This is a genomic window from Mycobacterium sp. DBP42, from assembly GCF_005924235.1.
Classification (GTDB): Bacteria; Actinomycetota; Actinomycetes; order Mycobacteriales; family Mycobacteriaceae; genus Mycobacterium; species Mycobacterium syngnathidarum.
In genome coordinates, this window is the sequence record NZ_VCMY01000036.1 from 18,241 (window position 1) to 40,660 (window position 22,420).

The window sequence follows — 22,420 nt, forward strand, 5'->3', positions numbered from 1 at the left end:
GCGCGGCGCACCCGCTGGTCGGCGGCGGACGTGCCGCGATGATTACCGCCGAACTCATCGACCTGGCCACTCAACGGCTCAGCACAGCACGCGTCGTAGCGGCCCGAAGCGTCCAGGGTGGGCGGCGAATGAACGATCGGGATAACCCGCCTGATCAGTCCTACAGGGCGGAACTCTGTCCGCCGGAACCCCGTGTTGTGCCCGGTGAAACATCGTGTGCCGCATACGAAGAACGCATAGAACTCGTTGATGAAAGGCGCACTGTGACGACCAAGACGGATGAACCAAAGTATCGACGGTGGTTGGACGTAGCGCCGCCCAGCGACTACCTCCGAAACATCGCTAACTCGGCAACTGGCAAGGGCTACAAGGCCTTCGCGACGTCCCTACTCCAGATCGAAGAAGGGGCCATCGTTGTCGACCTCGGATGTGGTGCCGGCGTGGACCTTCCCGCATACGCCCGAGCCGCCGGTCATACAGGCACAGTGATCGGCATCGACAACGACGAGGCGCTACTGGCGCATGCCGAGAAGAGCGCGACCCGTTGGCCAACGGTGTCGGTCACCCAGGCCGACATTCACCAACTCCCACTGAACGCCGAAAGTGTGGACCGCATCCACATAGACCGCGTGCTTCAACACGTGGAGTCGCCACCTGCTGTCCTTGCCGAAGCTGCTCGGACCCTGCGCACCGACGGCATGATCGTCTGTGTCGAGCCCGATTGGGCAACCCTGGTCTTCGACCACCCCGACGTCGCCTTCAGCGACACCTATACCCAGCATGTCGTCGCGCAAGTCATCCGCAATGCCACCATGGGCAGGGTGCTGCCGCGGCTGCTCGACGACGCAGGCTTGAGCGTTGAGAACATCTATCCCGTTACAGCGCACTGGACAGACGCGATCGAGGCTGACAAGGTTCTGGGCTTCCGTGACGTCTGCAAGCACGCGGTGACCGACGGGCATCTTCCCGCCGCACGAACCCAGGGCTGGATCGACGACCTCATGACGGGTCCGTTCTTCTGCTCCCTGTCCCTGTTCATTGTGTCCGCGCGCATCAAGAGCCGACCGATGTCGCACACCACCTAGGAGGGACGCCATGTATCAGTTCCCGATCACGGCCCGCGAGCATGCCTGGAAGTGGCCGTGGTGCAGCTGGGTCCGGGTTAGCCCGTCGACCGAGCATGCGCCGAGGGGAGATTGGACCGGACAGTGGGGAGATGTCAATGGCGTTGTCTAGCCAAGACATGCTCGATCTGGTGCGTAGGCTCCCCATACCCATACCATGGGATCGGGATGCTTTCGTGCAAAGCGTCGCAGACATGCGAGGTCGCCCCATCACACTGATTCCGAGCGAAACAGCACTATTGGGTGACAGTTTGTGCGGCCTGTGGTTGGCCCGTGATGATGACGACCTGATCTTGCATGAGCGGGGCACCTCGGACTACCACATCGACCAGATCGTTTGCCATGAAATTGGGCACATGCTCTTAGGGCACCGCAGTGGGATTCATCGGGAAACCGGCGGCGGACTTGGCGAATCAGCATGGCGTCAAGCGCTTCCGAATGTCGCTCCGGAGTCGGTGCGGGCAGTGCTCGGGCGCAAGGATTTCGGCGAGGATTTCGGCGGTGAACAGGAGCGTGAAGCCGAAATGTTTGCCTCGCTACTGATGATTGCCACCGAGGAAAAGACGCATCAGCGCTCGATGATTCGTCGCGTGTTCTTTAGCCGCCGATGATCACGGGACTGCCTGACTCGGTCGCATGGCCACTGTTGCTGTTCATGGCAGTTGTGACCATCACCCGATTCGCGTTCTACAGCACCAACAGCACCCAGTACGACAAATACCTCAATTACACGCTCGGCTTCGCGTTGGCTTCCAACCTTCTGCGTGACCGCACCATCGAGACTGGCCTAAATCAGGTCCTCGGCTGGGATCTGACTACGATGCAACAGATCTCACTGGCTCTGATGATCTTCGTCGGCGCCGAATTCCGCGGTTTCACCACCGTGTGGCGCGGAGACTTGCCCAATGAGGAAGCGATCCGCCGCCACCGTACCCACCGGGTCACCGCGGTGGTTTGTTGCGTGGTGTTCCTGGTCGCCGCAACGCCAGCGCGCAATGCCGGCGAGCACTTGGAGGTGCACGGCGGCTGGCCGGCCGTCATAGCTTGGTCTTTCTACGAGATCCCCATTGTTGCGCTCACGGCGCCGCTGATGTGGATGTGCATCAAGGAAACCGTCCGCCGCGATGCTGCTTTCAAGGAACGCCTCGTACCGCTTGGTGGCATCGTGATCGGGCTGCTGATTGCGGTATCCAACCCCGGCGCTGCGGTACTGGCGCTGCTGGAGGAACTGGGCTGGCTGCACAGCGTCGACTACCGTTTGGCGGTGCATTCGGTCATCTTCTTCACCATCTCGGTGTTCGCGAACATGTTGGCCGCGGTGCCATGCCTACTGGCTGTGCATGTGCGCACGGGTCTTGATTCCATGAGTCGAACGTGGCGGCGACTGCAGCCTATGTTGGCCGATATGACACGCATCGTTCCCGCGATCGTCTTCCAACTGGACACACCTTCGCGCTATCGACGCAAAACGCCGCTGGATGTCCACCAGAGCGTCGTGCAACTACGTGACGCCATGCTGCAGCTGCGCCCGTGGATCCAACCGCTCGACAACGAGGAGACAGAACGATTCCTGAGCCAGCACGCCGTTCCTCCACGACAACATCCTGAGGCGCTACGCGCTCTGCGCTTGGCGCGAGCTGCCGAGGCCAAGCTCGATGGCAGGCCAGCCATCAACAACGACCAAACTGAAACCACCACATACCGCGGAACCAGCCTGCAAGAAGAGGCAGCCGACTTGCTCCGTCTGGCCACCTGGTGGCCCGCCGCCAGAACTTACACCGGCTCCGGCCACGCAATGGAGGTCGCCCAATAATGGCTCATGCCAGCTCCCCCAACGGATTCCCCCACACGCGGTGGCGGCTTCCGCTAGTGGGCGACCTGCTCACACTGGATCACAACAAGGTCTGCCAAGGCTTGGCCCGCGAACTGGTCAAGCACGGCGGCATCATTGAGCAGAAGGTGTTCAACGTTCGCGGCATCATCGTCTCGCGAACCGACCTCGTCAACGAGATCAACGACGAACAGCACTGGGAAAAACAGGTCGGCTACTCGATGCTCAAGCTGCGCGCCGCAGCTGGCGACGGCCTGTTCACCGCACACAGCCACGAACCAAACTGGGCCAAGGCCCACAACATCTTGATGCCAGCGTTCACCAAGACCGCCATGCAGTCCTACCACCGAGACATGGCCGCCACGGTCGGCGAACTCATCGACGTGTGGAATGACCGCGCGGGCAGCTGGATCGAGATCCCGGCAGTCACCAACCGGCTGACCGCCGAACTGATCGGCCGCGCCGGCATCGGGCACAGTTTCAACAAACTCAGCTCCGAGCGCGACGACCCGTTCATCGCCGCAGTCATCCGCGAGCTCACCTACGCCAACCGCCGCACCGATGCCATTCCGTTCTACGAAAAGCTTTTCGGCGGCCGACGCCGTGACCAGCACAAGCACGACAAAGCCTGGCTGCGCGAACAGGTGGCATCGATCGTCGACGACCGCCGCCGCAGCGGCCCGATCGACTCCGGGGCCGGCATGCTCAAGGCGCTACTGAACACCGCTGACCCCGACACCGGCGAGAAACTCGACGACGCCAACATCGCCAACCAGGTCCTCACCTTGCTGGTAGCAGGCAGCGAAACCTCAGCCAACGCCATCGCCTTCGCCCTGCACTACCTGGCCACAAATCCAGATATCGCCGCGGCGGCACGCGCAGAGATCGACGACCGCTGGCCACGCGGAGACCTGCCGGAATTCGGCTTCGACGAGATCGCTCGCCTGCGCTATCTGCGCCGAATTGTCGACGAAGCACTGCGCCTGTGGCCAGTGGCCCCCGGCTACTTCCGTCAAGCCCGCCACGACACGACGATCGGCAACGGACAGTTCCACTTCCAGGCCGGCGACTGGGTTTTCGTCGTACTCCTGGCGGCCCACCGCGATCCGGCGGCGTGGGGCGATGACGCCGACCAATTTCGCCCGGACAGATTCCTGCCCGAGCAGATACACAAGCTGGGTCCTCGCATCTACAAGCCGTTCGGAACGGGACCGAGAGCGTGTATCGGGCGGCAGTTCGCGCTGCACGAGATGATGCTGACCTTGGCCGCTGTCTTGCACCAGTTCGACCTGGAGCCCGAGCCCGGTTACCAACTGCAGGTCAGCGAAATGATGACACTCAAACCCGAAGGCCTTCGCCTAAGAATGCGCCGCCGCTGAGCGTGGTGGGTCGCGCGGCCCAGCGGCATTTTGGCGGAAAGAAGATATTTAGCGGCGCCCAGCGACGCGAGGCCTGATAGAGTTAATCTTGCTATGGGCGGCCATCGGGAACGGTGATCCGCAGAGAGCCAGGCCAGGTTTAGCGCACGGGGCCGTTACCCCCGCTGAGCCAATTGGTCTGGCTCTCGTTTTTGGTATGCGGAAGCGACTTTCGGCGCTGAGAAATGTCGGTGCAGTGTGCCAGCATTCCTTTATGGCGAGTGCAGGCAGCGGGCGAGGGCGCTGGGCGGTGGTCGACGTCGAGACATCGGGGACTGACCCGCGAACCTGCAGAGTGATTAGTGTGGCCGCGCTTGCGGTCACCGACAGCGGCGAAGTGACCGATTCGGTGGTGAGCTTGCTCGACGCAGGTGTCGATCCTGGGCCTACCCACATTCACGGATTGACAGCCGAAATGCTGGCGGGCAGACCCTGTTTCAGTGACATCGCCGATGATTTGGCGCGGCTGCTGCGCGGTCGTACGTTGGTCGCGCACAACGCGGGGTTTGACTACTGGTTCCTGGAGGCCGAATCTCGACGCGTCGGTGTTGATCTACCTGTCGAACAGGCCTTGTGCACATTGGATCTTGCTGGGCGCCTTGAGCTTGGGACCGCAAGCCTCAAACTCGGCGAACTTGCCCGCCACTGTGGCGTTGCTCAAGCCCGGCCTCACGATGCGCTCGACGATGCGCAGGTGCTCAGCCAAGTATTCACACAGCTTCTGGTAATCGCCGCAGAACAAGGTGTTGACCTCCCAGTGCGCGAACCCCGCGCTTTTCGTGGCCCCGTTTTCGCTGCGCCGCGAGCTGCTTGAACCACGTCCAGCTGATAACTGAAGGACGGAGAGGTTCAGGATTCGGTTTCAGCGCGCTGGTTGATAGGCGGCGGCGCGGCTGGCCGGATGAAAGTAGGGGGGCCGCAGCGCACCGGTGCCACACGGACCGGTGCTGGTCGTAACGTTTGTCAGGCAGCGCGGTGGGGCAGTTCGTCCGAGAATTCCCGGCTCGTGTTCGTGGCCGGCCGACCAGGTTTCGACGTCGGGAGTTTCTGTGATCTCCCACCTGCGAACCAGGCCTTCACCCACGGCGGTGTGCTTGCCGATAGACGACAAGTCTTCGAGCAGATCACGAATCACCTCGGGATCCCCGACTGCGCGCCAGGTCAGGTGGGTGGCAGCGTGTGCTGATACGGGAATGAAGCGGCGTTGGTAGCGGCCTGTCGTGTCAGAGACAGCCTTGGGGATGACAGGAGCGAGTTGTTGCAGTCGATGGTGGTCGGTTCGGGAAGTGCGCCAACGGATATCGGGCTCGGTGACATCTTGTATTCGGGGATGCAGATCGGCGAAAGTGGCCATCCAATGCCAGTCGCTGTCGTGTTCGGGGTCGCCGCAAGTGGCCAGCGGCAACTGAAGTGTTTCTTGAGGCCCGTCGGACTCGAACGCGAAGTGGTGCCCGGCTTCACGAGCAGCCCATTTGCGTCGCTCCCACAGCACGGAGGCAAGCAATCCGTCTAGCGCAACGCCCCATGGGCGTGAAAGTACGATCCCATGGGGCATCGTGGCCGTCACCTGCAGCGCAATCATGGTCGGTTCACGAGAGTTTCGATAGTGCGGCGATCGCCTCGTCGCGGCGCGAGTTGAGCTCAGCACGCCAGTCGACAGTCTCGCCGGGGAATTGTCCACGTTTGACCTCGTGGCTCAGGTTAACGATGACGCGACCGTGGCCGGCCGATGCACGGCCGCCCAGATGGCCATCGCTGGCGAACGCGTCGAGGATGTCGCGCACGAATGCGGCCTGGACGCTCGTCGCGTTGTTGAGGAGCACCCATGTCTGCAAACGGGTGCCGGCCGGTAGTGTTTCGACACCGAATCGTGCGAGGGGACTTGTCTTGTCGTCGCGATCTGTGCACGGTGGCTGGTCGAGATTGGTGCGGTGGTCGGAGAGGTGGCCGAACCACTCGGCGCCCAGTGCTCGCACAGCGGGCAGCGGCGCGGACTGTGGTGGGCGGTCGAGAATGTGGGTCGTTTCGGCTACCTCGGGCACCGGCTTGCCGACCTTCAGCAGCCCGGACATGATGCGACCTGAAGCTGCGCCGCCGAACACCGCGACGAGTGGCAGGAGATCTCTGAGATGACGTATGCCCTCGTTGTCCAGTGGGGTTTTCGATTTGGCGAGCCGACCACCATTAGTGAGTAGATGGGCGGCGGGAACGGGGATGGCGGTGTCCTCGTAGTCGAGGGCCTCTGCGGTGAGCTCCTCACCGATGCGGCGAAGGGCACCGCGGAAGCCGCCGCCGGAGACCATTGGAACCTGCAGTGCGGTGTTGTCGGGGGTGATGCTTTTTTCTCGGCGAAACAAGGCGAAGTTGCCGCTGGCGGCGGTGATGACCTCACGGTGCACGATCGAGGACTGGGCCACCATGTCGATCTTCCACTTGATTTTGGACAGACGGCTCATCGGTTTTGTGCCTTGCGTTCGGCGGCGACAGCCTCGGTGATGATCCGTACCCTCAACACCAAGGCGGGCAGGCTGGTTTGAAGGATGCTGAGCACAGGCAGCGGTGGCTCCTGCAGCAGCTGTGCTAGTTCTCGGCGTCGGTCGCTGTGTCGGGGCGCTGTCGCATCGAGCAATGATGAGGCGGTAGACCACCATTCGTCGAGTGTGGCTGAACGGTAGGAGGCCACACGTACCCGAGAAACCAGTACATCGTCCCAGTAGGTTTTGCGGTGTTTTTCCTCGCCGATCCAGGTGTTGTCCCAATCGATGCTGTAGTGCAGCATCAACAGCAACCGCTCCGCGGTGTCGGCAGCGCAAGCGCTGTCGTCGGGCCGAGTGCTTGGCGTGGACAGCAACCGCAGTTCGGGTACCAGCGCCTGCAATCTGCGGGTGGGCGGGAGCTCGTCGACCATGCCGACCAGCCTAGCCCGCCTGTGACGTTAGTTTCCGCCCGTCGCGGTTATGGAAGCTGAAATACCGTCTTTTGTGTGCGTGAGGGTCCTGCCAGCGGCCCACAATGGTTCGACTTTCCGCCAGGACTGCAGCGACGCCCAGGCGTCAAGGAACTGTGTCCAGCTGTGCCGGGGCTGGGTCGCCAATACGGGATAGGGCGGCATGTCGCGCATCAGGATCCGATCGATCTTCATCGCGATCTGCCGCGGGCTCACGGAATCGGTCGCCTGCGCGCGCACCCATGCACTGACGATCGGTCGCACCGAGGCGAGTGCGACAAGTCGGTCTGCCGAGATGGCGTCCCACATGCTGACAAGTCCGTCGGTTGCCAGATGGCCCCATTCGGCGGTCGCCAGGACGTGCCGGCGCCGCGACGAGGGAAGTACCACGGCGTGGGTATTCGGGAGCGCGCCGGCGCTCAGTAGGGGAGCCAGGTCGGCACCCTCGGCGTGCTCGGTGACGGTATCTGCGGTAATCACCATCGCCGGAACAGCTATCGGTGGGCGGCTGTAAGCCCAGGCGCACGGCACACACAACCGGCGTGATCCGAAAGGCCACGCGTCGAAGCCGGTGAACTTCTCGGAAATGATGTGAGAACTGGTCACTGTTGGGCCGTCCTCCCCGCACCGGCCGCAGCGGCCCGCTATCGGTGGGGGAGCGTTGACGGAGGGTTGTCCGGCAACAACCCACGCGGTGGCGGCAGGATCGGAAAGCATGCTGGTAGCCACATTACGGGCAGCGATTGCTACAGTGGGCAGCACGAAACGCGTATAGGGTTTGGGAGATGGTGTCCCTTGGGGCGGCTTCGGACCGGCTGGATTCAGCTGTGACCGGGGCCGCCCTCCTGTGTGTTTGATCGTCGGCCCGGTAGCAGATTGTTGTGCTCAAGGGCGAGTCGAGTGGAGTTGGTCTCATAGACTACGAGTAGTCGTCGAGCAATTGAGAGCCTGAGACCACATGGGTGCCAAGACCGCCAGACCGAACCAAGAACCGGTGAAGGTCGACATCGAGGGTGGGGCGGTCACCGCAAGGGACGTCAAGGCGGCCCGCGAGATCGCCGAGTCGGCGATGACCGACGCTGAGTTTCATCGTTTGGCCAGCCGGGTGCGCGACGAAATGCGGGACGCCGACTCGTCGCTGACCCGCGCGACGCGCGACCGAGACCGCGCTACCCCACGCGACGACAGCCATGTCGACTCGACGCGCTTGCGCGCAGAACTACCTGCGCCGGAGAGATTTCGGCGCTCGCTAAGCAGCCGGCAACGCAAGATCCGGTCCGCCACAAAAAACAGGGTCATCGACGCGGCCCCGAAATCTCAGCGTCGAGCAATTCGGAGCATGTTGACCGACGACAACCCTGTCGAGTGGCAACGCATCAACAGCGCATTGCATCGCGCCGCCGGAGACGTCCAGGAATTGCCCGACATCGACCGGGCCAAAGTGCAACGCCTGGACCGCGTGATACAGGCCTACGAGCGGGAAAACGACAGGACCCACACGGTGTATGTCGCGGTCAAACTGCCCGATACCCATCGCGACGTAGGTGATGTCGACGAAGTACCCGATAACTTCCGCCCGGGCTCGAGAATATCGTTCGACCAGTTCACGATCGCGCGCCACAGCTTGGAGGAATCGCCGGGCCACGACAGCGACCGGTACCTCATGTTCGAGTTAACGACAAGCCGGGGAATGTACTTCGGGCACTCCGACACCGTGGAAGACACCACTCACCTGTTGCCGCGCGGCTTGGCCTGTGAAGTGGTGTCTGCCGCGGACGCGATCTACGGGATTGGCAACAGCTACGGAAATCGTCTTGTCCTGCAGCTGAGGGAGCTGGCGTGAGCAACAGGGAATGGGTGGTCCATCCGAATCGGTCAGAGCTTGGACCCGATGAACCGGGGCGCAACGGTCACTTTCGGCCGATGGGGCGCCTACGACGGCGCCGCAAAATTCCGACTGAGAACAAGTGCCTGGCCCGAGTGGAATTGCCAGACAGTCTCTCTGAGCTGACTGATGAGGACGGGTCCAGGACCTTCGGTGGCTATGACTGGTTGTTCGTCGTCGGCGCGGCCCGCACGTTCGCCCGCATACACACCGACGTTGAGGTCCCACTGCCGTTCGGATTCAAGGATCGTGGCGTGTGGTGGTGGTGGGACGGCACCACCACTGAGGAGTCGATCCTGGAAGGGCCAGACGCAGTGAGTTACGTCGAGGAGTACTTCCACCGACTGTTTCCGGGAATGGCCGTGACGGTGGCCGACGGGCGAGTCGTCGCAACGCCCGACGAACCGTGAGCACTCCACCGGGTCTGGACATGCAGGCGCTGCGCGCGATCGCCGCGCGCCGGCGAGGTGCGGCCTCCCATCGGCATTTGCTCGATCGAATCGCCGAGCACCTCGATGAGCACGACGGATTCGTTTCATGGTCGGGAGGCAAAGACTCCACTGTCGTAGTCGATCTCGCCCGCCAGGTCGATCCCAATGTGCCGGTGGTGTTCTTCGATTCTGGTCTGCAATTCCCCGAGACACTGAACTACTTGGCTGACCTTTCTGAGACATGGCAGCTGAACTTTGAGGTGATCCCCGCCGAACCGGACCTGCTGACGGTGATGATCATGCTGAACGGATTCGACCACCATGCCCCAGACAAGCGCCTGGGCGTCGAGCTTGATGAGCTCATGATCAAACGTCCCGCCGCAGAAGCTCACCGACGCCACGGTCGCGGCTCGATGTGGGGCGTGCGTACTCAAGAAGCCCCGGGCCGAAAGGCCCTATACCGACAACGGCTAGCAGCAGAAACACAAGCGCGCCAAGAACAATCGCGCGAGGAAGTGCGAGCCGCAGCCGGCGGGGTCATCTATCGCAACGACGGCACCGTGACCTACGGGCCGATCTGGGACTGGCAGACCAGCCAGGTGTTCGAATACTTGGCTGGCCGCAGCATCGAACCCAACCCGCTCTACCGCAAGCTCGCCACACTGGGGGTTCCGGAGCACCAGATCAGGGTTGACTCGATCATCGATGCATCGAAACTGTCCAACGGGCATATTGCCTGGCTTCAGAAGGGTTGGCCCGATCTGTTCGACCGGTTGGTGAGCGCCCTGCCACGCCTGCCCGAATGGACCTGACGACCGGGCAGCGCTGATAGCATTTGACCTGTAGGGCAGGCCACAAGGCAGGCCCCTGACTCGCGAAGAGGACCATGATGAGCATCGAACTGTCAGAGGCGACAGCACTCGCCGCTGACCGCGAGGAAGGTGGCGTCGCTATCGCTGATCAGCCGTTTGTTGAGTATTTGTGGTCGGATCTGAAGGCGCGCCGTAACGCGCTCAGCTTGTGGCCTGAAGACCTTGCCCCACTGCTGGGGATTGATCCCGCGCTGTATCTCGCCTACGAGTACGACAGACCGCAGGATGTTCCTACAAAGTCCGCCGGTCGGCGCGGTGCGATGCGAGCTATTCGCGAGGGCGAGGGAAGCCCGGACAATGTTCCTGAGCAATTCGTCGACGAATTGGCCGAGATGGAAGCGTTCGTTGCAGATGAAGCCGAACAGCTGATCGAAGCCGCGCCCGCGACCGGGGTGGTGAAACTCGACGCTGTCGTCGATCAAGAAACGTTCACTTCGGAGTGCCCGGACGCGTGCACGCGACTACTCGAATACCCCTACCCGGTCATACTGCAGCATGTCGCCGTTGGCCGGGCCGCGGCCGAACTGAGGCGGCGAGGCCGCGATGTCGAGGTGTACCGCGGCGAGCGCCGGTTTGACCTTGCCGCAGCGCGTTGCGCTGTCGGACTGGGCAAGACCGAGACGGCACACCTACTGGGCATCAACGTGAAGTCCTACTTCGCGAACGAGCGAAAGGGCGCCGTGCGCCAGGAGGCACTAAACGATCTGCAGAAGATCGACGACTTCATCACCTATACCGCCAACAGGCTTGCAGCCAAGGACGAGAACGGAGTCAGCGTGCTCTGGGCCACCGACGACCCTGAGCAATTCCAGAAGGCCTACCCGAAGGCCGTCGTCGAGCGCTCCGCGAATCCATACCCCGTCCGCATGCTGTGGGTGGCCGCCGGCCGGCGCGCCGGCGAACTCGATGCAGCCGGCCAACCCGTGCGGATCGCCGCAGTTGGGTAGCTGACTCTCCCTTTTGCTGATGAGCGATTGTGTTCGCACAGTCACGGTGTGCGGTGTCCAGATGCCGGCGCCGAGGGCCGTCGCTGAGCCAACCAAGTCGTGTGCATAAATGGCATCTGGTCCTCTGCGCCCACCTCGGCTCCGCCCTGGCGGCGGACACAGCAGCAGGGCGCTTTCCCAACGCGTTGCCGCTTAGCGACGTACTTGTCGGCGGCAGGGGGGACCATAAAGCTACGCCGATTGGTGAATGAGCCGCGAAGCAGCGGTAGTCAATGCCAGCGCAGCTTGTCCGCCCAAGTCGGTCATCGTTGGAGCGTGAACGGAGAGCGTCGGGGATGTTGATTCGCAACCGAGCTGGCAATCTGGCCTACGAAGTAGAACCGTCCGAAGTTGAGGGCGTTGCGATTCGGCATGGCGCGCACGTTGAAGCTGATCGGATCGTCGACGATGAGACCGGGCGAACGCTCTTCTCGATAGAGGGGCCGGGCTCCATGAATGGTCCGCTGTGTTCGGCAACGGAGGTGAGCGCGCGATGACTGGGAAATGCCCGCAGTGCGGCAGTGTGACCGCGGTGCGATCCCGGCGTGGTGCGCGCATCAGTGACCATCTCTGTCCCGACTGCGGGGTTCCGCTGCAAGGGGTGACCGCCGGACGTGGACGTGGCCGCTACCAGTGCCCGATCACCGGCGACATCATCGTGCTGGGTCTTCGGTCGACGGTACAGCTCGACAAGCCCTATCGGCTGGTGTTCTCGCCGGGAACTGACTGGAACGGCCAGTTCCGCGACAGCCCGGACGAACGCGAGCAGCGTGCATTGGATAGGGTCGATGGCCGCGTCCTGGGGCCCGGCTGCGTCATCGATGGACACTACCGCCCAGACCTACCGCCGGATGATTCGTGGGAGATCCGCGAAGCGGGACGCGCGCGCCTGAAACTCGTCGACGTGATCGATGATGCCGGCGATGGAGGCAACTGGATTGTCAACGCGCCGCTGAAGTTCCGAAAATGCCTGGGATGCGGTGCGGCCGTTATCGATACACCTGAGAATCGGATGGCGACGCCGTGGGTGCCGCGGCGAGAATCGGTCTGGCGCGGGCGGGGTCGGTCCCAGCGCTCACAACCAACGAATCCGGGTCCTCACCCCGCGGGTACGCCCGCGTGCGCCGAGTGCCGCCCGCTGCAGATGGGCGAGACGGACCCCGTCAAGCCGTTCTTCCTATGAAAAGCGCCATGGACACAACGGCAGCGCGCGGCCCGCACACGCTGATGACGCCGAGGATCTAGCCCGAGTGCTGGTGCGGCAACAGGCGATTGCGCAGGCAAACGACGTTGCGCTGCCTGTGCCTCACTCTTGTGAGCCCCATCCGACTGTCCACTTGTCCTCATCCGCGGCGGCCTGACTTTGCCGACGGCGTCCCAGCCGTTCAGACGAAGCATCCGAGCGCGGTCGGTGTAGCACGTGACAGGTTGGATCGAGGTATTGACTCGCTGTCTGGCATTTGCCATTCTTGACGCAGCCCAACACTTTTGCGTCGATGTGGTCATGTCTGCGGCTGTTCATGCAAGAATTGTTGATGTCGGACTCGGATCGAATTCGGACTCTGAACCGCGAATCTCAGGTCGGACTCCCGACTCGCGCACCACATCTCCGATGAACGCCGTATCCGTCACGGTCCATTTCGACGGCCCTGTAGTCCGAAATCGAGGGTGAGGAATCCCCAGTGACTCTATCCGCGACTGCTCATGAGCAGACCGTCTACCAGCCGGAAGCCAGCCAGCCAACACTGCACGCCAACCGCATCATCGCGGCCCCGCATGTCGAGACAATGAAAGTCTTGATGCCCGGGATCATCGAGAGGTGTTGTCGCAGGCTAAGAATGACGTAGCAATGATCCGATACGCCGTCGAAGTGCTCGATGGTGCGACGCCGGCCGAAGTCACCTCCTGGCTTAAGAGCTTCGGCTACGCGCCGTCACGAAGGAGAGTGCTGACCGAAGTGAAAGCGTACCGAGATGCGCACCGCATCAATGGGATAAAGGCAGCCACGACTGGTAGCCACGGAGCGTCGGCGCCGCCGTTCCTGCGGCACATGACACCCGACGACGACCCGATGGGCGCGCACCAAACCGTCGTGTTGCCCGCCGGTGCTGATCGTGAGTACCGCGCGCCAACGGTTGCCTTCGCCTGCTACGCCGTGGCAGCGGTATCTATGGCCGTTTCGCTCAACACTTCATGGCGATTCTTCGACCAAGTGCTCCACATCCCCACTGCGTACGGGGAACGCGGGGTGATGTTCGCAGTCGCCGAACTCGCGCTCGTCGTGTGCGGGGCTGGTATGGCCGTCAGCGTCAAACGGACTGGCCGCCCTGGTGCCTTCCGCGGAATCGTCTGGGCGATGTGCGCCGCCATGGCTTACATGGCGTGGGCCATGTCGAGCACCGATGAAGCCATTGGCCGAATCATCCTTGGACCTGTGCTCGGTGCTGTCATGCTCCATCTTGGACTCGGCCTCGAACTGCGTGCCAGAAACCAACACGCCGGCAGCACAGCGGCGTGGATTGGCCACGAACTGCGCGAACGACTGCTCTCCCGACTAGGCCTGGGTGACGACGGTCGCGACGCTGCCCAACGAATTCGCGATCGCAAAGCACACCGTGCAGCAGCGCTCGCGCGGCCGGCACGACGGCCCTGGTCGCGTGCGGCGAAGTTAGAACGCGCACTGCTGGCAGCTGGCGTCGCAGACGACGAAGTCATGCGCGAACGGATGCTCGCGCGCCTTGCGGTCCTGCGCCACGCCCACGAGCTCCCCGGACTCTCCCAGTCGTCGCCATGGAAACCGGTTCTGGACTGACATGGCGGTGCTGCTGCGATTCATAGCGGACTCGGGTCTCGGATCCTCAGGCGTGGTCGTGTTGCGCGTGTGCTGCCATTCACTGCCTGGTGCGCGGCAAAACGTCGCAACTGTTATCAACTTGCGGCGAAGTTCGGCGATTTCATCACCAAGAGTCATTCCCTGCTTTCTGTCTCACGTAGGCGTGTCTAAGCAACGGGGGTGCCTCATCGAAACGGCAACAGCAGGACGCGCGCTACCTCGTAGAAATCGGGCAGTTCCTGGATAGCCATGCCGGTCCATTGGAGATGCAGCACGCGCTGTCTGCACCAAAAGCGTTGAAGGTAGTGAAAACACGGTCTGTAACGAGAACACCGTCTGGGCACAACAGGGGCGGCGTAAACGGACAGTCAGCCACAGCACGCCAGTAAGCTGATACCTGTTGCTTCGGTGGGGCGGTCCCCCCTTGAGTCCCCGCCTCCCCAGACTGGGTCTTGTGTCCCGCCGCTCCACCGAACAATATGTTGCGAAACGCGGATCAGGAGTCACGGTCGAATGACGAACCAAACGCCAGCATTCACCAATCCGTCTGGTCTGAAACAGCTTTCGGAGCACCAGATAGAGCAGGTAGCCCAGGCTTTGGAACAAGAGATCGAACGTCGCCGCGCCCTGGTACGCGAGCTGCTCGCGGAGAGGAACTGAAAGTGAGCGTTGTGTCCACGGTGGTTCACGCGCTACTGAAACGACTTTCACACGGCCAGCTGGACTGGTTCGCCCGCCGCTGCGTCGCCCGCGCGGCCGCCGCCGGGACCGCGCCGAACGGCAATTCGCGATGAATACAGCACTACATCGTGCGAACTGGGCGGTGATCGGAGAGAAGCTGCTTCCCGCCATCGCGTACGGTGACGCCGCCGGGCTGCCCTTCGAGGGACAGCCGCCTGTCGGCGGAATCGCTGAACTGCGGCCAGATCACGCCAATCCGATCTTCGCGGGCCCTGCGGGCATGTGGAGCGACGACACCCAACTGTCGGCGGCGGTCATGCGGGCCCTGATCACCGCCGGGGGGTTCGACCTTGACGCGATCGCACACGAGCACGTGGCGCAGCTCGCAGCGACTCCCACCGTGCGCCGCGGCGGGACGATCATCGTGCGCGGCTGGGGCAACTCGACCGTCACAGCGGTGGCCCGATACCACCATGGAACGCGGGCAGACCAGTGCGGAACACCTGGAGGAGCCGGTAACGGAGTGCTGATGAAACTAGCTCCGCTGGTGTATTGGCAGCACATGGCCGCGATGTCCTCGGATTCTGTGGTCGAGCAGTGGGACGCGCTCACACAGTTCACTCACGGCAGCGACGCTGCAAGGATCTGCACGCGAGTGCACGGTGACATTCTGATGTTCATCCTCGGCGGCGGGCAGCCAGAAGATCTAGCGGATGTGGCCACCGAGTCGGCGATTCGGCACGAGTCGGCCCTCGGCGCCGCGGAGAGCGTATCCGAGCGGCTGGGTGTGTTAGCCGGGCTGCGGCGTGCTGGCGGTGAGGCACGGCTGCGGAACCTGACGACGAGGATCGGCGCCGGCGGTCAGCTGTACGGATTCTATGCGCCGGAAACACTGGTATGCGTGTACGGAGCGTTCATCCTCTGGGCAGCTAAACCCGAACTGGCAGACACGGTTTACGCTGCTGTCAGTCTTGGCGGAGACACGGACACGGTCGCATCAATTGTTGCTGCCATGATGGTATTCAGGCACGGACACTCACTGGTGCTGCCAGCAGACTATCGCCGTTTAACTCAGATCGACGAACTGGAATTCCTGTCAGAACAGTTCGCGGCAGCTGCTTGCGGCCCGGCCTCCTGCTCGGGGGCTGGGGATCGGTAGGTGTCGTGATGAACGGCGCGTCTGGACGCAGAGGAGCTGAGGCAGTGAGACTTGACGCGGCGCCCACTGAACCGGCGGAGACAGCCATGATCAATTCTGCATCCACAGTGATCAGCAACCTACCGGGTTCCTACCCCCAGGAGATGAGAGATGAGCAAGGCAAACACCAGGCGATACTTCGGAATCCAGGAGGCCGCGTTCTCCGGGAAACTCAACGTTGGCCTGCTCAACCCAGCCAACACCGAGTTCCTCGGCGGCGAAGACATCGTCGACGACGACGGTGAGCTCGCCCCGGGCATCGAGGACTACCTGTCACGGCTGCACCACGAGGACTGCACCGACATGGTGATCCGGGTTGTCGCTGAGCACATCCTCAAGCACTACAACGGCGGCCTGGCCATCGACTACAAGGACGGCGTCAAGTACGAACTGCAGATCACCCGGACCACCGTGGAAGCCACAGCATGACCGATGAGCTGCAATTCGCCCAGGCCTGCGCCGACGCGGCCAAGCACATCCGCGCGATCGCAGACGAACTCGCCATCACTCCAGACGATTCCGAAGCGGTCAGCAAGGCCTTGCGGGACACTCTTGCGGTCCTGCAACAACTTGCCGGTATGGAACCGCCCGCACAGATCCTCGCGTCGTTTCACCGAACGGGCACGCAATTGAGCACCGCAGACACCATCAGACCGGACGAGATCCGCGGAGTCGCTCAAGGCCTCGGCAAAATGGCCGAGAACTACGCGAAATTGGACGGCCAAGGGCACGGCAACTGGCAATGACCGCGAACGCCACCACTGTCCTCACCTGGCTCGTGCGCCGCGCCGGCATCCCGCTCGACGCCACCATCTGGGTACCCGAGACCGGCACCGTCGACGAGGCCAAGGCCGAGGCCCGCCGCGAGCACGGCGCCAACGCCCAAGCGGTCCGCCGCCTCGGCGATCAGTACTGGACCGAACTTGAACTCTGCTGATATGAACTCCCAGCCAGTGCCCGCCGCCGCGGTGCCAGACCGTCTCCATGACACCGCATGCCCGCGGTCGACCACGGTTCGGCTCTAGCCGTCCGCTCGAACGAGGATGCGAGGTGAAGTGATGCCTCGACATTTGCGGTCGGTCGATGAGTTGGGACCGTCTGAGGTCCATGTTGGCGCCCTTGCGTCTCGGCATGTGGGACTCATGGTTGTCGTGCGACGTGGCCGCAACGTTCTCGCTGGCCGTCTGATGGGAGTTCCCTCTGCCTCGATGACGAAGCCGCTATTGGTTCTCCAGGTTGGTGACTTTCCTGTGGCCCTTGATCCGACCGCGGTTGTCCTGACGGTTCCTGACGGTTGCAAAGCAACTGTGACTGTGACTCCACAGAGAACACCCGCGCGCTCTGAATCGGGCGGAGAAGCTGCGACGAGCGCTTGGGTGGTCGGTGACGCGATCAACGGGGAGCGCTCCATGGAACTCTTGCCTGGGCGCTGGCGGAACCGCAGAAAGTGCTACTGCGGTTGTGGGGGCAAGAGCTCCCACGGCGGGTATGCCGGCGGCCTCGCCATGACAAGCGGATGCGAATGGGCGATGCGGTACTGGGTCAACCACGGGCAGTTGCCAACTCCGGACTCCGACCGCCCGACCAGTGAGGGAACAGCGGGGCAGCTCCCTCGGGATTTGTCGGTGGTTCCTGAGACAGTGAAGCCGTGACGATGACGATGCTCGAACTGGCGGAACTGCGCCAAACGGCCAGCGCCCACGCCGATGAGCCCGGCACAGATCAGAACCATGTCGCTTATCACCAGGGTGCGGCTGACGCGGTGCGCAGCGTCCTGTTCGTCGTGGCTGCCGGCGAAGTCGTCACCGTCGGCGACATAGAGGACCGCCTGGCCAAACTGGCGATACGACAGCACCAACCGTGGAATCAGCGCTACCGCGCGTACTGGGACGGCGCCGTGTGGGCGCTGAAACACATCCACGACCGGTGGACCAACAGCGCGGAATAGGGGAGGTACGCAAGGTGGCACAGAATCTTCGACGCGTCGTCGACACTGCCGACTCCGCTGGCTACACCGCTTGGGACTGCGGCCGCTGCGGCAAGGAAGTCCGCAGATATCGAGGTACCTCTGATGTCGACTGCAACAACTGCGGTGCCTGTTACAACGCGAGCGGCCAAAGGCTGCGCGACGACTGGCGGGGCAACCCATCGAACTATGACGACACGATCTCGGACATGGACGGCTACGAAATTCAGCACTCCGGTCGATAGGACACGCGGCCAGGTTGGCGATAAGAGAGCTCGATCGCTGCGAACAGGTTGGTGACTGTCTGCCCACTGTTCGTCGGCGACGCGCCAGATAGGGCCGCAGCGGGCGCATTGCCCCCGGGCGTGCGCCAGGTGGGATAAGGCAGACGCGTCAACCGTCAAATCGCTCACTCATCGCGATGACCTGTCGACTGACTGGTTTGACGTGTAGCTAGCCGTGCGACGACTGGTATGCCGATCCAGCTGGCCGCGTAGAGGAATCAGTACCCCCGGACATCACGCGCGGGCCGCGCGGTGGTGCGCAACTGATGTTTGAACAACCTCACCCGCGGCACCCGCGGCACCAACGCCGATGAAACAGCGCCATTAGCCGTCCGAAATCGTCCCGCCCACTTCCCAGTCCCACGCTGCGTTGTTAGGCGAGTCGGCCTTGGTGATGGTGACGGTGAGTTCGCGATGCGTGCCTTGCTGATCGGCCAGGACACAACGCATGTTGGCGCCCAGTTTGATCGGCAAATCGCCGGGACATGTGATGACGTAAGGGCCCCCGCCAGATTTGTCGCGGATCAACTGCGCGGTGATTTGTTCAACGTCCCTTTTAGGGACCGCTGGCTGAGCGGCGCTGGCCCTGACAGAAGTTTCGGATCGGGGCGACCCCGTCTCGACGTTCACATGGCACCCGCCAGCGATAGCAGGCAGGCACATGGCGAGCAGTGCAGTTGCGGTGAAGCGCATGCAAATGAGCATATGCGTTGCCACAACACCCTTCGACCGCTGATCGGCACGAGCTCGCTGCGTTGCTAGAGGGCGCCCGGCCAAGCAAGCAACCCTCCCCGGCCTTCGGCTGCTGCGGCCGGCCCAGTCTGCGCTGACACGCCTGCCAATGCCTCTGCAGTTGCGCGCAGCACTCTCCAGCCTTCGCCACCTCCCCACCCCATACCGGGAGGGGAGGCGCATCCTTCAAATTCAGCTGTGCACCAACCTATTTCGTCCCGACTAGCCGCGCTGTTTTGTCGGTGGGTAGCGGTAATCTTTGTGGTGCAGGGCAAGCCATTCCGGCGGGCCCACAAATCCCCTGGGAGGGAATTGTTATGTCGTCGTGCGAAATTGCGCAGTCGAATGACCGTGGAAACAGCAAGAGCGCGAAGCTGGCCAGGCGGGCGATCTGCGCGGCGCAAACCGTAGCTGAGTTAGGGGCCGGTCGTGTTGCCGATGATCGGCAGCGCAAGGCCTTGGCTGCGTTCCCGGGCTGGGGGCCGGTGTCGAAGCTGTTCGATGCACAACCGTCCGGAGCGTGGGCCGCTTTGGCCGACGAGCTCGACGATGCGGCGGGTGAGGCGATGGCAAAGGCGGCACGCGTCGTCGACACCTCGTTTTTCACCCCGGCGGAGCTCGTTTCCCATATCTGGGGTGTGTTGCGAGCTGCAGGGTTCACCGGTGGATCTGTGCTCGACTTGGGTTGTGGATCCGGAAATTTCCTCACGCATGCGCCAGCGGACCTGCCTATTGAGTTGACCGGGGTTGAGGCCGACCCGATCTCAGCGCAAATCACCCGCGCGTTGCATCCCACCGCGAACATCATCACAGGCGATCTACAGGCGGTGTCGCTGCCGCACAAGCGGTTTGATGCCTGCGTAGGAAATGTGCCGTTCTCGGCCGCGCGCGTGCATGACGGCGCTACCGGCTTCTACGGTCCATTGCATGAGTATTTCGTCACGCGGGCCGTAACGGCGGTGCGCCCGGGCGGCTATGTGGTCGTGGTGACCTCGCGCCATGAACTGGATGCAACGCATGGGCTCTCGGCAGACATCGGGCGCCACGCCGACCTGCTCGCAGCGGTGCGGCTGCCCTCGGGGTACTTCCGAGAGTTCGGAACTGACGTTGTCGCCGACGTCTTGGTCCTGCGGGTGCGTGACGGGGATGACGACGTGCACGGGTGGCACCCTGCAGACGGGCAAGAGCGCACGCTGCTGACAGGCGAGTTAGGCCAGCGCTACGTGCGCGAGTTTGTGAGTGCGTTCTGGGACCAGCACCCGGAACTGGTGGCCGGCACAATGCGCCTGACCGGATTTGATCGCCTCCCGCTGGCGGTCGACACCGACAACCCCAGTTCTGCGGTCGCGGCGGCATTCGCCGCTGTAGGGCCTCTGTTGGTGCCGTACGCGGCCGGGGATCCCGCTGGGGTGGATCTGGCCGATATCCGGCTGACCGACGACCAGGGCCGCAAACAGGGCTCGTTGCATGTGGTTGACGGCCAGGTGGTCCGGGTGGTCGACGGAGACTTGGCGGTGCTCTCGCGGCCGAGTGCCGAATTGCGGGCGTTGATCGGCTTGCGCGACGCCGCTGTAGCGCTGGTGGAGGCCGAATCGGACTGGGACCGACCCGACGATGCGGTCGAACCCCTGCGGGTTGCCTGCCGCACGGCTTATGAGGCATACGTGGCCCGGTACGGGCCGCTCAACCGGGGCACCGTCACCGAGGGCCGACCCGATCCGGAGACCGGGATGCCCCGCCTGGGGTGGCGCACCCCACCGATGGGCGGATTCCGCCGCGACCCGGACGCACCGATCGTGTTCGCATTGGAGCTGTTCGACCAAGACAGCGGCGACGCGGCCCCGGCGCCGATCCTGACCCGCAGGGTCAACAAGCGGCCCGAAGCTGCCACGCGGGCCGGCACACCCGGTGAGGCGCTGGCGATCTGCCTGGGGGAGGGCCGCGGTCTGGATCTCGACCGGATCGGCGGACTTCTCGGTCTGACCGACCGCGAAGAGGTGTTCGACGAGCTCGGCGACCTGGTCTATCGCGACCCCAGCGACGGTCGGGCCCTGATCGCCCGGGACTACCTGTGTGGCGATGTGCGGGCGAAGCTGCGTGAGGCGCTGGCGGCGGCGACGATGGACCCTCGATATGAGCGCAACGTGGCGGCGTTGCAGTCCGTGCAGCCGCCATGGCTGGGACGTGAGGCCATCCGCATCGAACTGGGATCGCCATGGGTTACTGCTGCTGATATCGCCGCATTCTGCGCTGAGGTGTTCGGGGCAAGGGCGCGCGTGGAACACGTTGCCCCGCTGGCGGCGTGGGAGATCACCGGCCGGGGGCAGCTCGCTCCCGAGGCACGTATCGAGTACTGCAGTCCGCGCATGGACGCGTTCGACCTGCTGCAGACCGGGCTCAACGGTGCGGCTCCGGTGGTGTGGGATGAGATCTACGACGAGGAAACGCGCACACATCGCAAGGTGCGCAACGCCGACGCCACCGAGGCCGCCGAGCAGAAGCTATTGGTGCTCCAAGAGCGATTCTCGCTGTGGGTGTGGGAGAACAGCGATTATCTGGGGTCAGATATCGGTGTGCTCTATTGTTCCCAACAAGGTAAGGGCCTTAACCGGGCCTGGTCGGAGACAACCTGTAACGATGGTGTTCCCGATAAGGTGTGGATCGTGGCCGCGGTGGGCGTGTCTGGCGGAGCTTCCGATGGAACCGGTTGAGCTCGGTGTGCGTCTAATGATTTATGGACGACGAGGACCGCCAGGTGTTGCTTGCTGAGGGGCTTGATCCGGACGACCTTGGAGTGAAAGCGGCAATCGATCTGGTGCGATGGGAACTGTCGCTCATGTTCGGTGGTGATGCTGTCGTGTGAGGGTGGCCCGCCGTCAGTGCCCGCGGCCGGGCGCGGAATGACTTGGCGCGGCGTCGGGAAAGACTACTGGTCGCATACTCTGGAATTGAGTAGTTGCTGAGGGTCGGCTGAAACAGGTTGTCCGCAGGGCCGTGTGGTGAGGGGGAAATTCAGTGGTGCATGAGCTTTCGGTGGACGGCGCGGGGCTTAGCAACGCGGCCTCACAGAGTGCGGAGGTCGCGGATGCGCTTTCGGTCGCGGATGTTGGGGGTTCGGGGTCCGCGGGTCAGCCCAGTCACTTCGCTGTAGCGGCGCTCGACGGTGCGCTTGCGTCAGCGCGGTCCCGCCAGGCTGGCCGTGTCCGCGGACATGCTGACGATATGCGCACTG

Annotated in this window: 23 protein-coding genes and 1 pseudogene; 19 read left to right on the forward strand and 5 right to left on the reverse strand. The window is 63.1% G+C overall.

The features are described from left to right. Nucleotides 1-38: 38 nt before the first annotated feature. From E0T84_RS24510 to E0T84_RS24530, 5 genes and pseudogenes are all read left to right on the forward strand, one after another. Complete coding sequence (locus E0T84_RS24510; protein ID WP_081285466.1) at nt 39-1,085, forward strand: methyltransferase domain-containing protein; 1,047 nt, start codon at nt 39-41, stop codon at nt 1,083-1,085. Between the two features lie 131 nt (nt 1,086-1,216). Beyond that, a complete protein-coding gene (locus tag E0T84_RS24515) occupies nt 1,217-1,735 on the forward strand; it encodes an ImmA/IrrE family metallo-endopeptidase (RefSeq protein WP_234713594.1) in 519 nt (172 codons plus the stop codon). Nucleotides 1,736-1,779: 44 nt separating this feature from the next. Beyond that, complete coding sequence (locus tag E0T84_RS24520) at nt 1,780-2,937, forward strand: DUF6545 domain-containing protein (protein ID WP_131813051.1); 1,158 nt, start codon at nt 1,780-1,782, stop codon at nt 2,935-2,937. After that, a complete protein-coding gene (locus E0T84_RS24525; RefSeq protein WP_074414897.1) occupies nt 2,937-4,334 on the forward strand; it encodes a cytochrome P450 in 1,398 nt (465 codons plus the stop codon). The genes E0T84_RS24520 and E0T84_RS24525 overlap by 1 nt, the downstream gene beginning before the upstream one ends. Before the next feature lie 253 nt (nt 4,335-4,587). Further along, a pseudogene (locus tag E0T84_RS24530) lies at nt 4,588-5,160 on the forward strand (exonuclease domain-containing protein); the annotation flags it as partial. A 75-nt stretch (nt 5,161-5,235) separates the two neighbouring features. On the opposite strand, the gene E0T84_RS24535 reads toward E0T84_RS24530, so the two are convergent. Genes E0T84_RS24535 through E0T84_RS24550 form a run of 4 tightly spaced genes read right to left on the reverse strand, consistent with a single transcriptional unit; the run spans nt 5,236 to nt 7,926 of the window. Beyond that, nucleotides 5,236-5,955: a hypothetical protein gene (locus E0T84_RS24535; protein ID WP_064925240.1), complete on the reverse strand. Its 720-nt coding sequence runs from the start codon at nt 5,953-5,955 to the stop codon at nt 5,236-5,238. Between the two features lie 7 nt (nt 5,956-5,962). Continuing rightward, complete coding sequence (locus E0T84_RS24540) at nt 5,963-6,829, reverse strand: RAMP superfamily CRISPR-associated protein (protein ID WP_064925238.1); 867 nt, start codon at nt 6,827-6,829, stop codon at nt 5,963-5,965. Continuing rightward, nucleotides 6,826-7,281: a hypothetical protein gene (locus tag E0T84_RS24545; RefSeq protein WP_081285465.1), complete on the reverse strand. Its 456-nt coding sequence runs from the start codon at nt 7,279-7,281 to the stop codon at nt 6,826-6,828. The genes E0T84_RS24540 and E0T84_RS24545 overlap by 4 nt, the downstream gene beginning before the upstream one ends. Nucleotides 7,282-7,308: 27 nt before the next feature. After that, on the reverse strand, nt 7,309-7,926 hold the full coding sequence (locus E0T84_RS24550; RefSeq protein WP_327084526.1) for a hypothetical protein: 618 nt from the start codon (nt 7,924-7,926) through the stop codon (nt 7,309-7,311). 388 nt (nt 7,927-8,314) lie between these two features. Between E0T84_RS24550 and E0T84_RS24555 the strand changes: the two genes are divergently transcribed. From E0T84_RS24555 to E0T84_RS24605, 12 genes are all read left to right on the forward strand, one after another. Further along, a complete protein-coding gene (locus tag E0T84_RS24555; RefSeq protein WP_249383735.1) occupies nt 8,315-9,163 on the forward strand; it encodes a hypothetical protein in 849 nt (282 codons plus the stop codon). A gap of 137 nt (nt 9,164-9,300) precedes the next feature. Continuing rightward, the gene (locus E0T84_RS24560; protein ID WP_327084525.1) at nt 9,301-9,615 is read left to right on the forward strand and encodes a hypothetical protein; all 315 of its coding nucleotides are present in this window, start codon (nt 9,301-9,303) and stop codon (nt 9,613-9,615) included. Continuing rightward, on the forward strand, nt 9,612-10,448 hold the full coding sequence (locus E0T84_RS24565) for a phosphoadenosine phosphosulfate reductase family protein (RefSeq protein ID WP_081285464.1): 837 nt from the start codon (nt 9,612-9,614) through the stop codon (nt 10,446-10,448). Before E0T84_RS24560 ends, E0T84_RS24565 begins: the two co-directional genes overlap by 4 nt. A 77-nt stretch (nt 10,449-10,525) precedes the next feature. Then, nucleotides 10,526-11,455: a hypothetical protein gene (locus E0T84_RS24570; RefSeq protein ID WP_064925282.1), complete on the forward strand. Its 930-nt coding sequence runs from the start codon at nt 10,526-10,528 to the stop codon at nt 11,453-11,455. A gap of 640 nt (nt 11,456-12,095) precedes the next feature. After that, complete coding sequence (locus tag E0T84_RS24575) at nt 12,096-12,677, forward strand: hypothetical protein (RefSeq protein WP_131813049.1); 582 nt, start codon at nt 12,096-12,098, stop codon at nt 12,675-12,677. A gap of 666 nt (nt 12,678-13,343) precedes the next feature. Next, nucleotides 13,344-14,306 (forward strand): hypothetical protein, encoded by a 963-nt coding sequence (locus E0T84_RS24580; protein ID WP_249383736.1) that lies wholly within the window; start codon nt 13,344-13,346, stop codon nt 14,304-14,306. A gap of 534 nt (nt 14,307-14,840) precedes the next feature. Continuing rightward, entirely contained in the window at nt 14,841-14,987 is a 147-nt protein-coding gene (locus tag E0T84_RS31930; RefSeq protein ID WP_165588994.1) for a hypothetical protein, read from the forward strand. Between the two features lie 130 nt (nt 14,988-15,117). Next, nucleotides 15,118-16,167, forward strand: coding sequence for an ADP-ribosylglycohydrolase family protein (locus tag E0T84_RS24585; protein ID WP_048895685.1), 1,050 nt, complete (start codon nt 15,118-15,120; stop codon nt 16,165-16,167). A gap of 150 nt (nt 16,168-16,317) precedes the next feature. Continuing rightward, the gene (locus tag E0T84_RS24590) at nt 16,318-16,635 is read left to right on the forward strand and encodes a hypothetical protein (RefSeq protein ID WP_048895684.1); all 318 of its coding nucleotides are present in this window, start codon (nt 16,318-16,320) and stop codon (nt 16,633-16,635) included. Beyond that, nucleotides 16,632-16,952: a hypothetical protein gene (locus tag E0T84_RS24595; RefSeq protein ID WP_064925209.1), complete on the forward strand. Its 321-nt coding sequence runs from the start codon at nt 16,632-16,634 to the stop codon at nt 16,950-16,952. Before E0T84_RS24590 ends, E0T84_RS24595 begins: the two co-directional genes overlap by 4 nt. Next, the gene (locus E0T84_RS24600; RefSeq protein WP_048895682.1) at nt 16,949-17,143 is read left to right on the forward strand and encodes a hypothetical protein; all 195 of its coding nucleotides are present in this window, start codon (nt 16,949-16,951) and stop codon (nt 17,141-17,143) included. The genes E0T84_RS24595 and E0T84_RS24600 overlap by 4 nt, the downstream gene beginning before the upstream one ends. A gap of 711 nt (nt 17,144-17,854) precedes the next feature. Then, entirely contained in the window at nt 17,855-18,154 is a 300-nt protein-coding gene (locus E0T84_RS24605; protein ID WP_131722462.1) for a hypothetical protein, read from the forward strand. A 626-nt stretch (nt 18,155-18,780) separates the two neighbouring features. Here E0T84_RS24605 and E0T84_RS31935 read toward each other — a convergent pair. Beyond that, nucleotides 18,781-19,149: a DUF4333 domain-containing protein gene (locus E0T84_RS31935; protein WP_165589053.1), complete on the reverse strand. Its 369-nt coding sequence runs from the start codon at nt 19,147-19,149 to the stop codon at nt 18,781-18,783. A 356-nt stretch (nt 19,150-19,505) separates the two neighbouring features. Between E0T84_RS31935 and E0T84_RS24620 the strand changes: the two genes are divergently transcribed. Together E0T84_RS24620 and E0T84_RS32595 are read left to right on the forward strand one after the other, a co-directional pair. Then, entirely contained in the window at nt 19,506-21,899 is a 2,394-nt protein-coding gene (locus E0T84_RS24620) for a methyltransferase domain-containing protein (protein WP_138745768.1), read from the forward strand. A 23-nt stretch (nt 21,900-21,922) separates the two neighbouring features. Continuing rightward, nucleotides 21,923-22,051 carry a hypothetical protein gene (locus E0T84_RS32595; RefSeq protein WP_256366555.1) on the forward strand — a complete coding sequence of 43 codons (129 nt, stop codon included), beginning with the start codon at nt 21,923-21,925 and terminating at the stop codon, nt 22,049-22,051. The last annotated feature ends 369 nt before the right edge of the window (nt 22,052-22,420 follow it).

What these genes read in the sequence shown, in the direction of transcription:
- E0T84_RS24510 (WP_081285466.1), top strand. Translation starts at nt 39, where the DNA reads ATGATTACCGCCGAACTCATCGACCTGGCCACTCAACGGCTCAGCACA.
- E0T84_RS24515 (WP_234713594.1), top strand. Translation starts at nt 1,217, where the DNA reads ATGTCAATGGCGTTGTCTAGCCAAGACATGCTCGATCTGGTGCGTAGG.
- E0T84_RS24520 (WP_131813051.1), top strand. Translation starts at nt 1,780, where the DNA reads ATGGCAGTTGTGACCATCACCCGATTCGCGTTCTACAGCACCAACAGC.
- E0T84_RS24525 (WP_074414897.1), top strand. Translation starts at nt 2,937, where the DNA reads ATGGCTCATGCCAGCTCCCCCAACGGATTCCCCCACACGCGGTGGCGG.
- E0T84_RS24535 (WP_064925240.1), bottom strand. Translation starts at nt 5,955, where the DNA reads ATGATTGCGCTGCAGGTGACGGCCACGATGCCCCATGGGATCGTACTT.
- E0T84_RS24540 (WP_064925238.1), bottom strand. Translation starts at nt 6,829, where the DNA reads ATGAGCCGTCTGTCCAAAATCAAGTGGAAGATCGACATGGTGGCCCAG.
- E0T84_RS24545 (WP_081285465.1), bottom strand. Translation starts at nt 7,281, where the DNA reads ATGGTCGACGAGCTCCCGCCCACCCGCAGATTGCAGGCGCTGGTACCC.
- E0T84_RS24570 (WP_064925282.1), top strand. Translation starts at nt 10,526, where the DNA reads ATGAGCATCGAACTGTCAGAGGCGACAGCACTCGCCGCTGACCGCGAG.
- E0T84_RS24580 (WP_249383736.1), top strand. Translation starts at nt 13,344, where the DNA reads ATGATCCGATACGCCGTCGAAGTGCTCGATGGTGCGACGCCGGCCGAA.
- E0T84_RS31930 (WP_165588994.1), top strand. Translation starts at nt 14,841, where the DNA reads ATGACGAACCAAACGCCAGCATTCACCAATCCGTCTGGTCTGAAACAG.
- E0T84_RS24585 (WP_048895685.1), top strand. Translation starts at nt 15,118, where the DNA reads ATGAATACAGCACTACATCGTGCGAACTGGGCGGTGATCGGAGAGAAG.
- E0T84_RS24590 (WP_048895684.1), top strand. Translation starts at nt 16,318, where the DNA reads ATGAGCAAGGCAAACACCAGGCGATACTTCGGAATCCAGGAGGCCGCG.
- E0T84_RS24595 (WP_064925209.1), top strand. Translation starts at nt 16,632, where the DNA reads ATGACCGATGAGCTGCAATTCGCCCAGGCCTGCGCCGACGCGGCCAAG.
- E0T84_RS24600 (WP_048895682.1), top strand. Translation starts at nt 16,949, where the DNA reads ATGACCGCGAACGCCACCACTGTCCTCACCTGGCTCGTGCGCCGCGCC.
- E0T84_RS31935 (WP_165589053.1), bottom strand. Translation starts at nt 19,149, where the DNA reads ATGCGCTTCACCGCAACTGCACTGCTCGCCATGTGCCTGCCTGCTATC.
- E0T84_RS24620 (WP_138745768.1), top strand. Translation starts at nt 19,506, where the DNA reads ATGTCGTCGTGCGAAATTGCGCAGTCGAATGACCGTGGAAACAGCAAG.
- E0T84_RS32595 (WP_256366555.1), top strand. Translation starts at nt 21,923, where the DNA reads ATGGACGACGAGGACCGCCAGGTGTTGCTTGCTGAGGGGCTTGATCCG.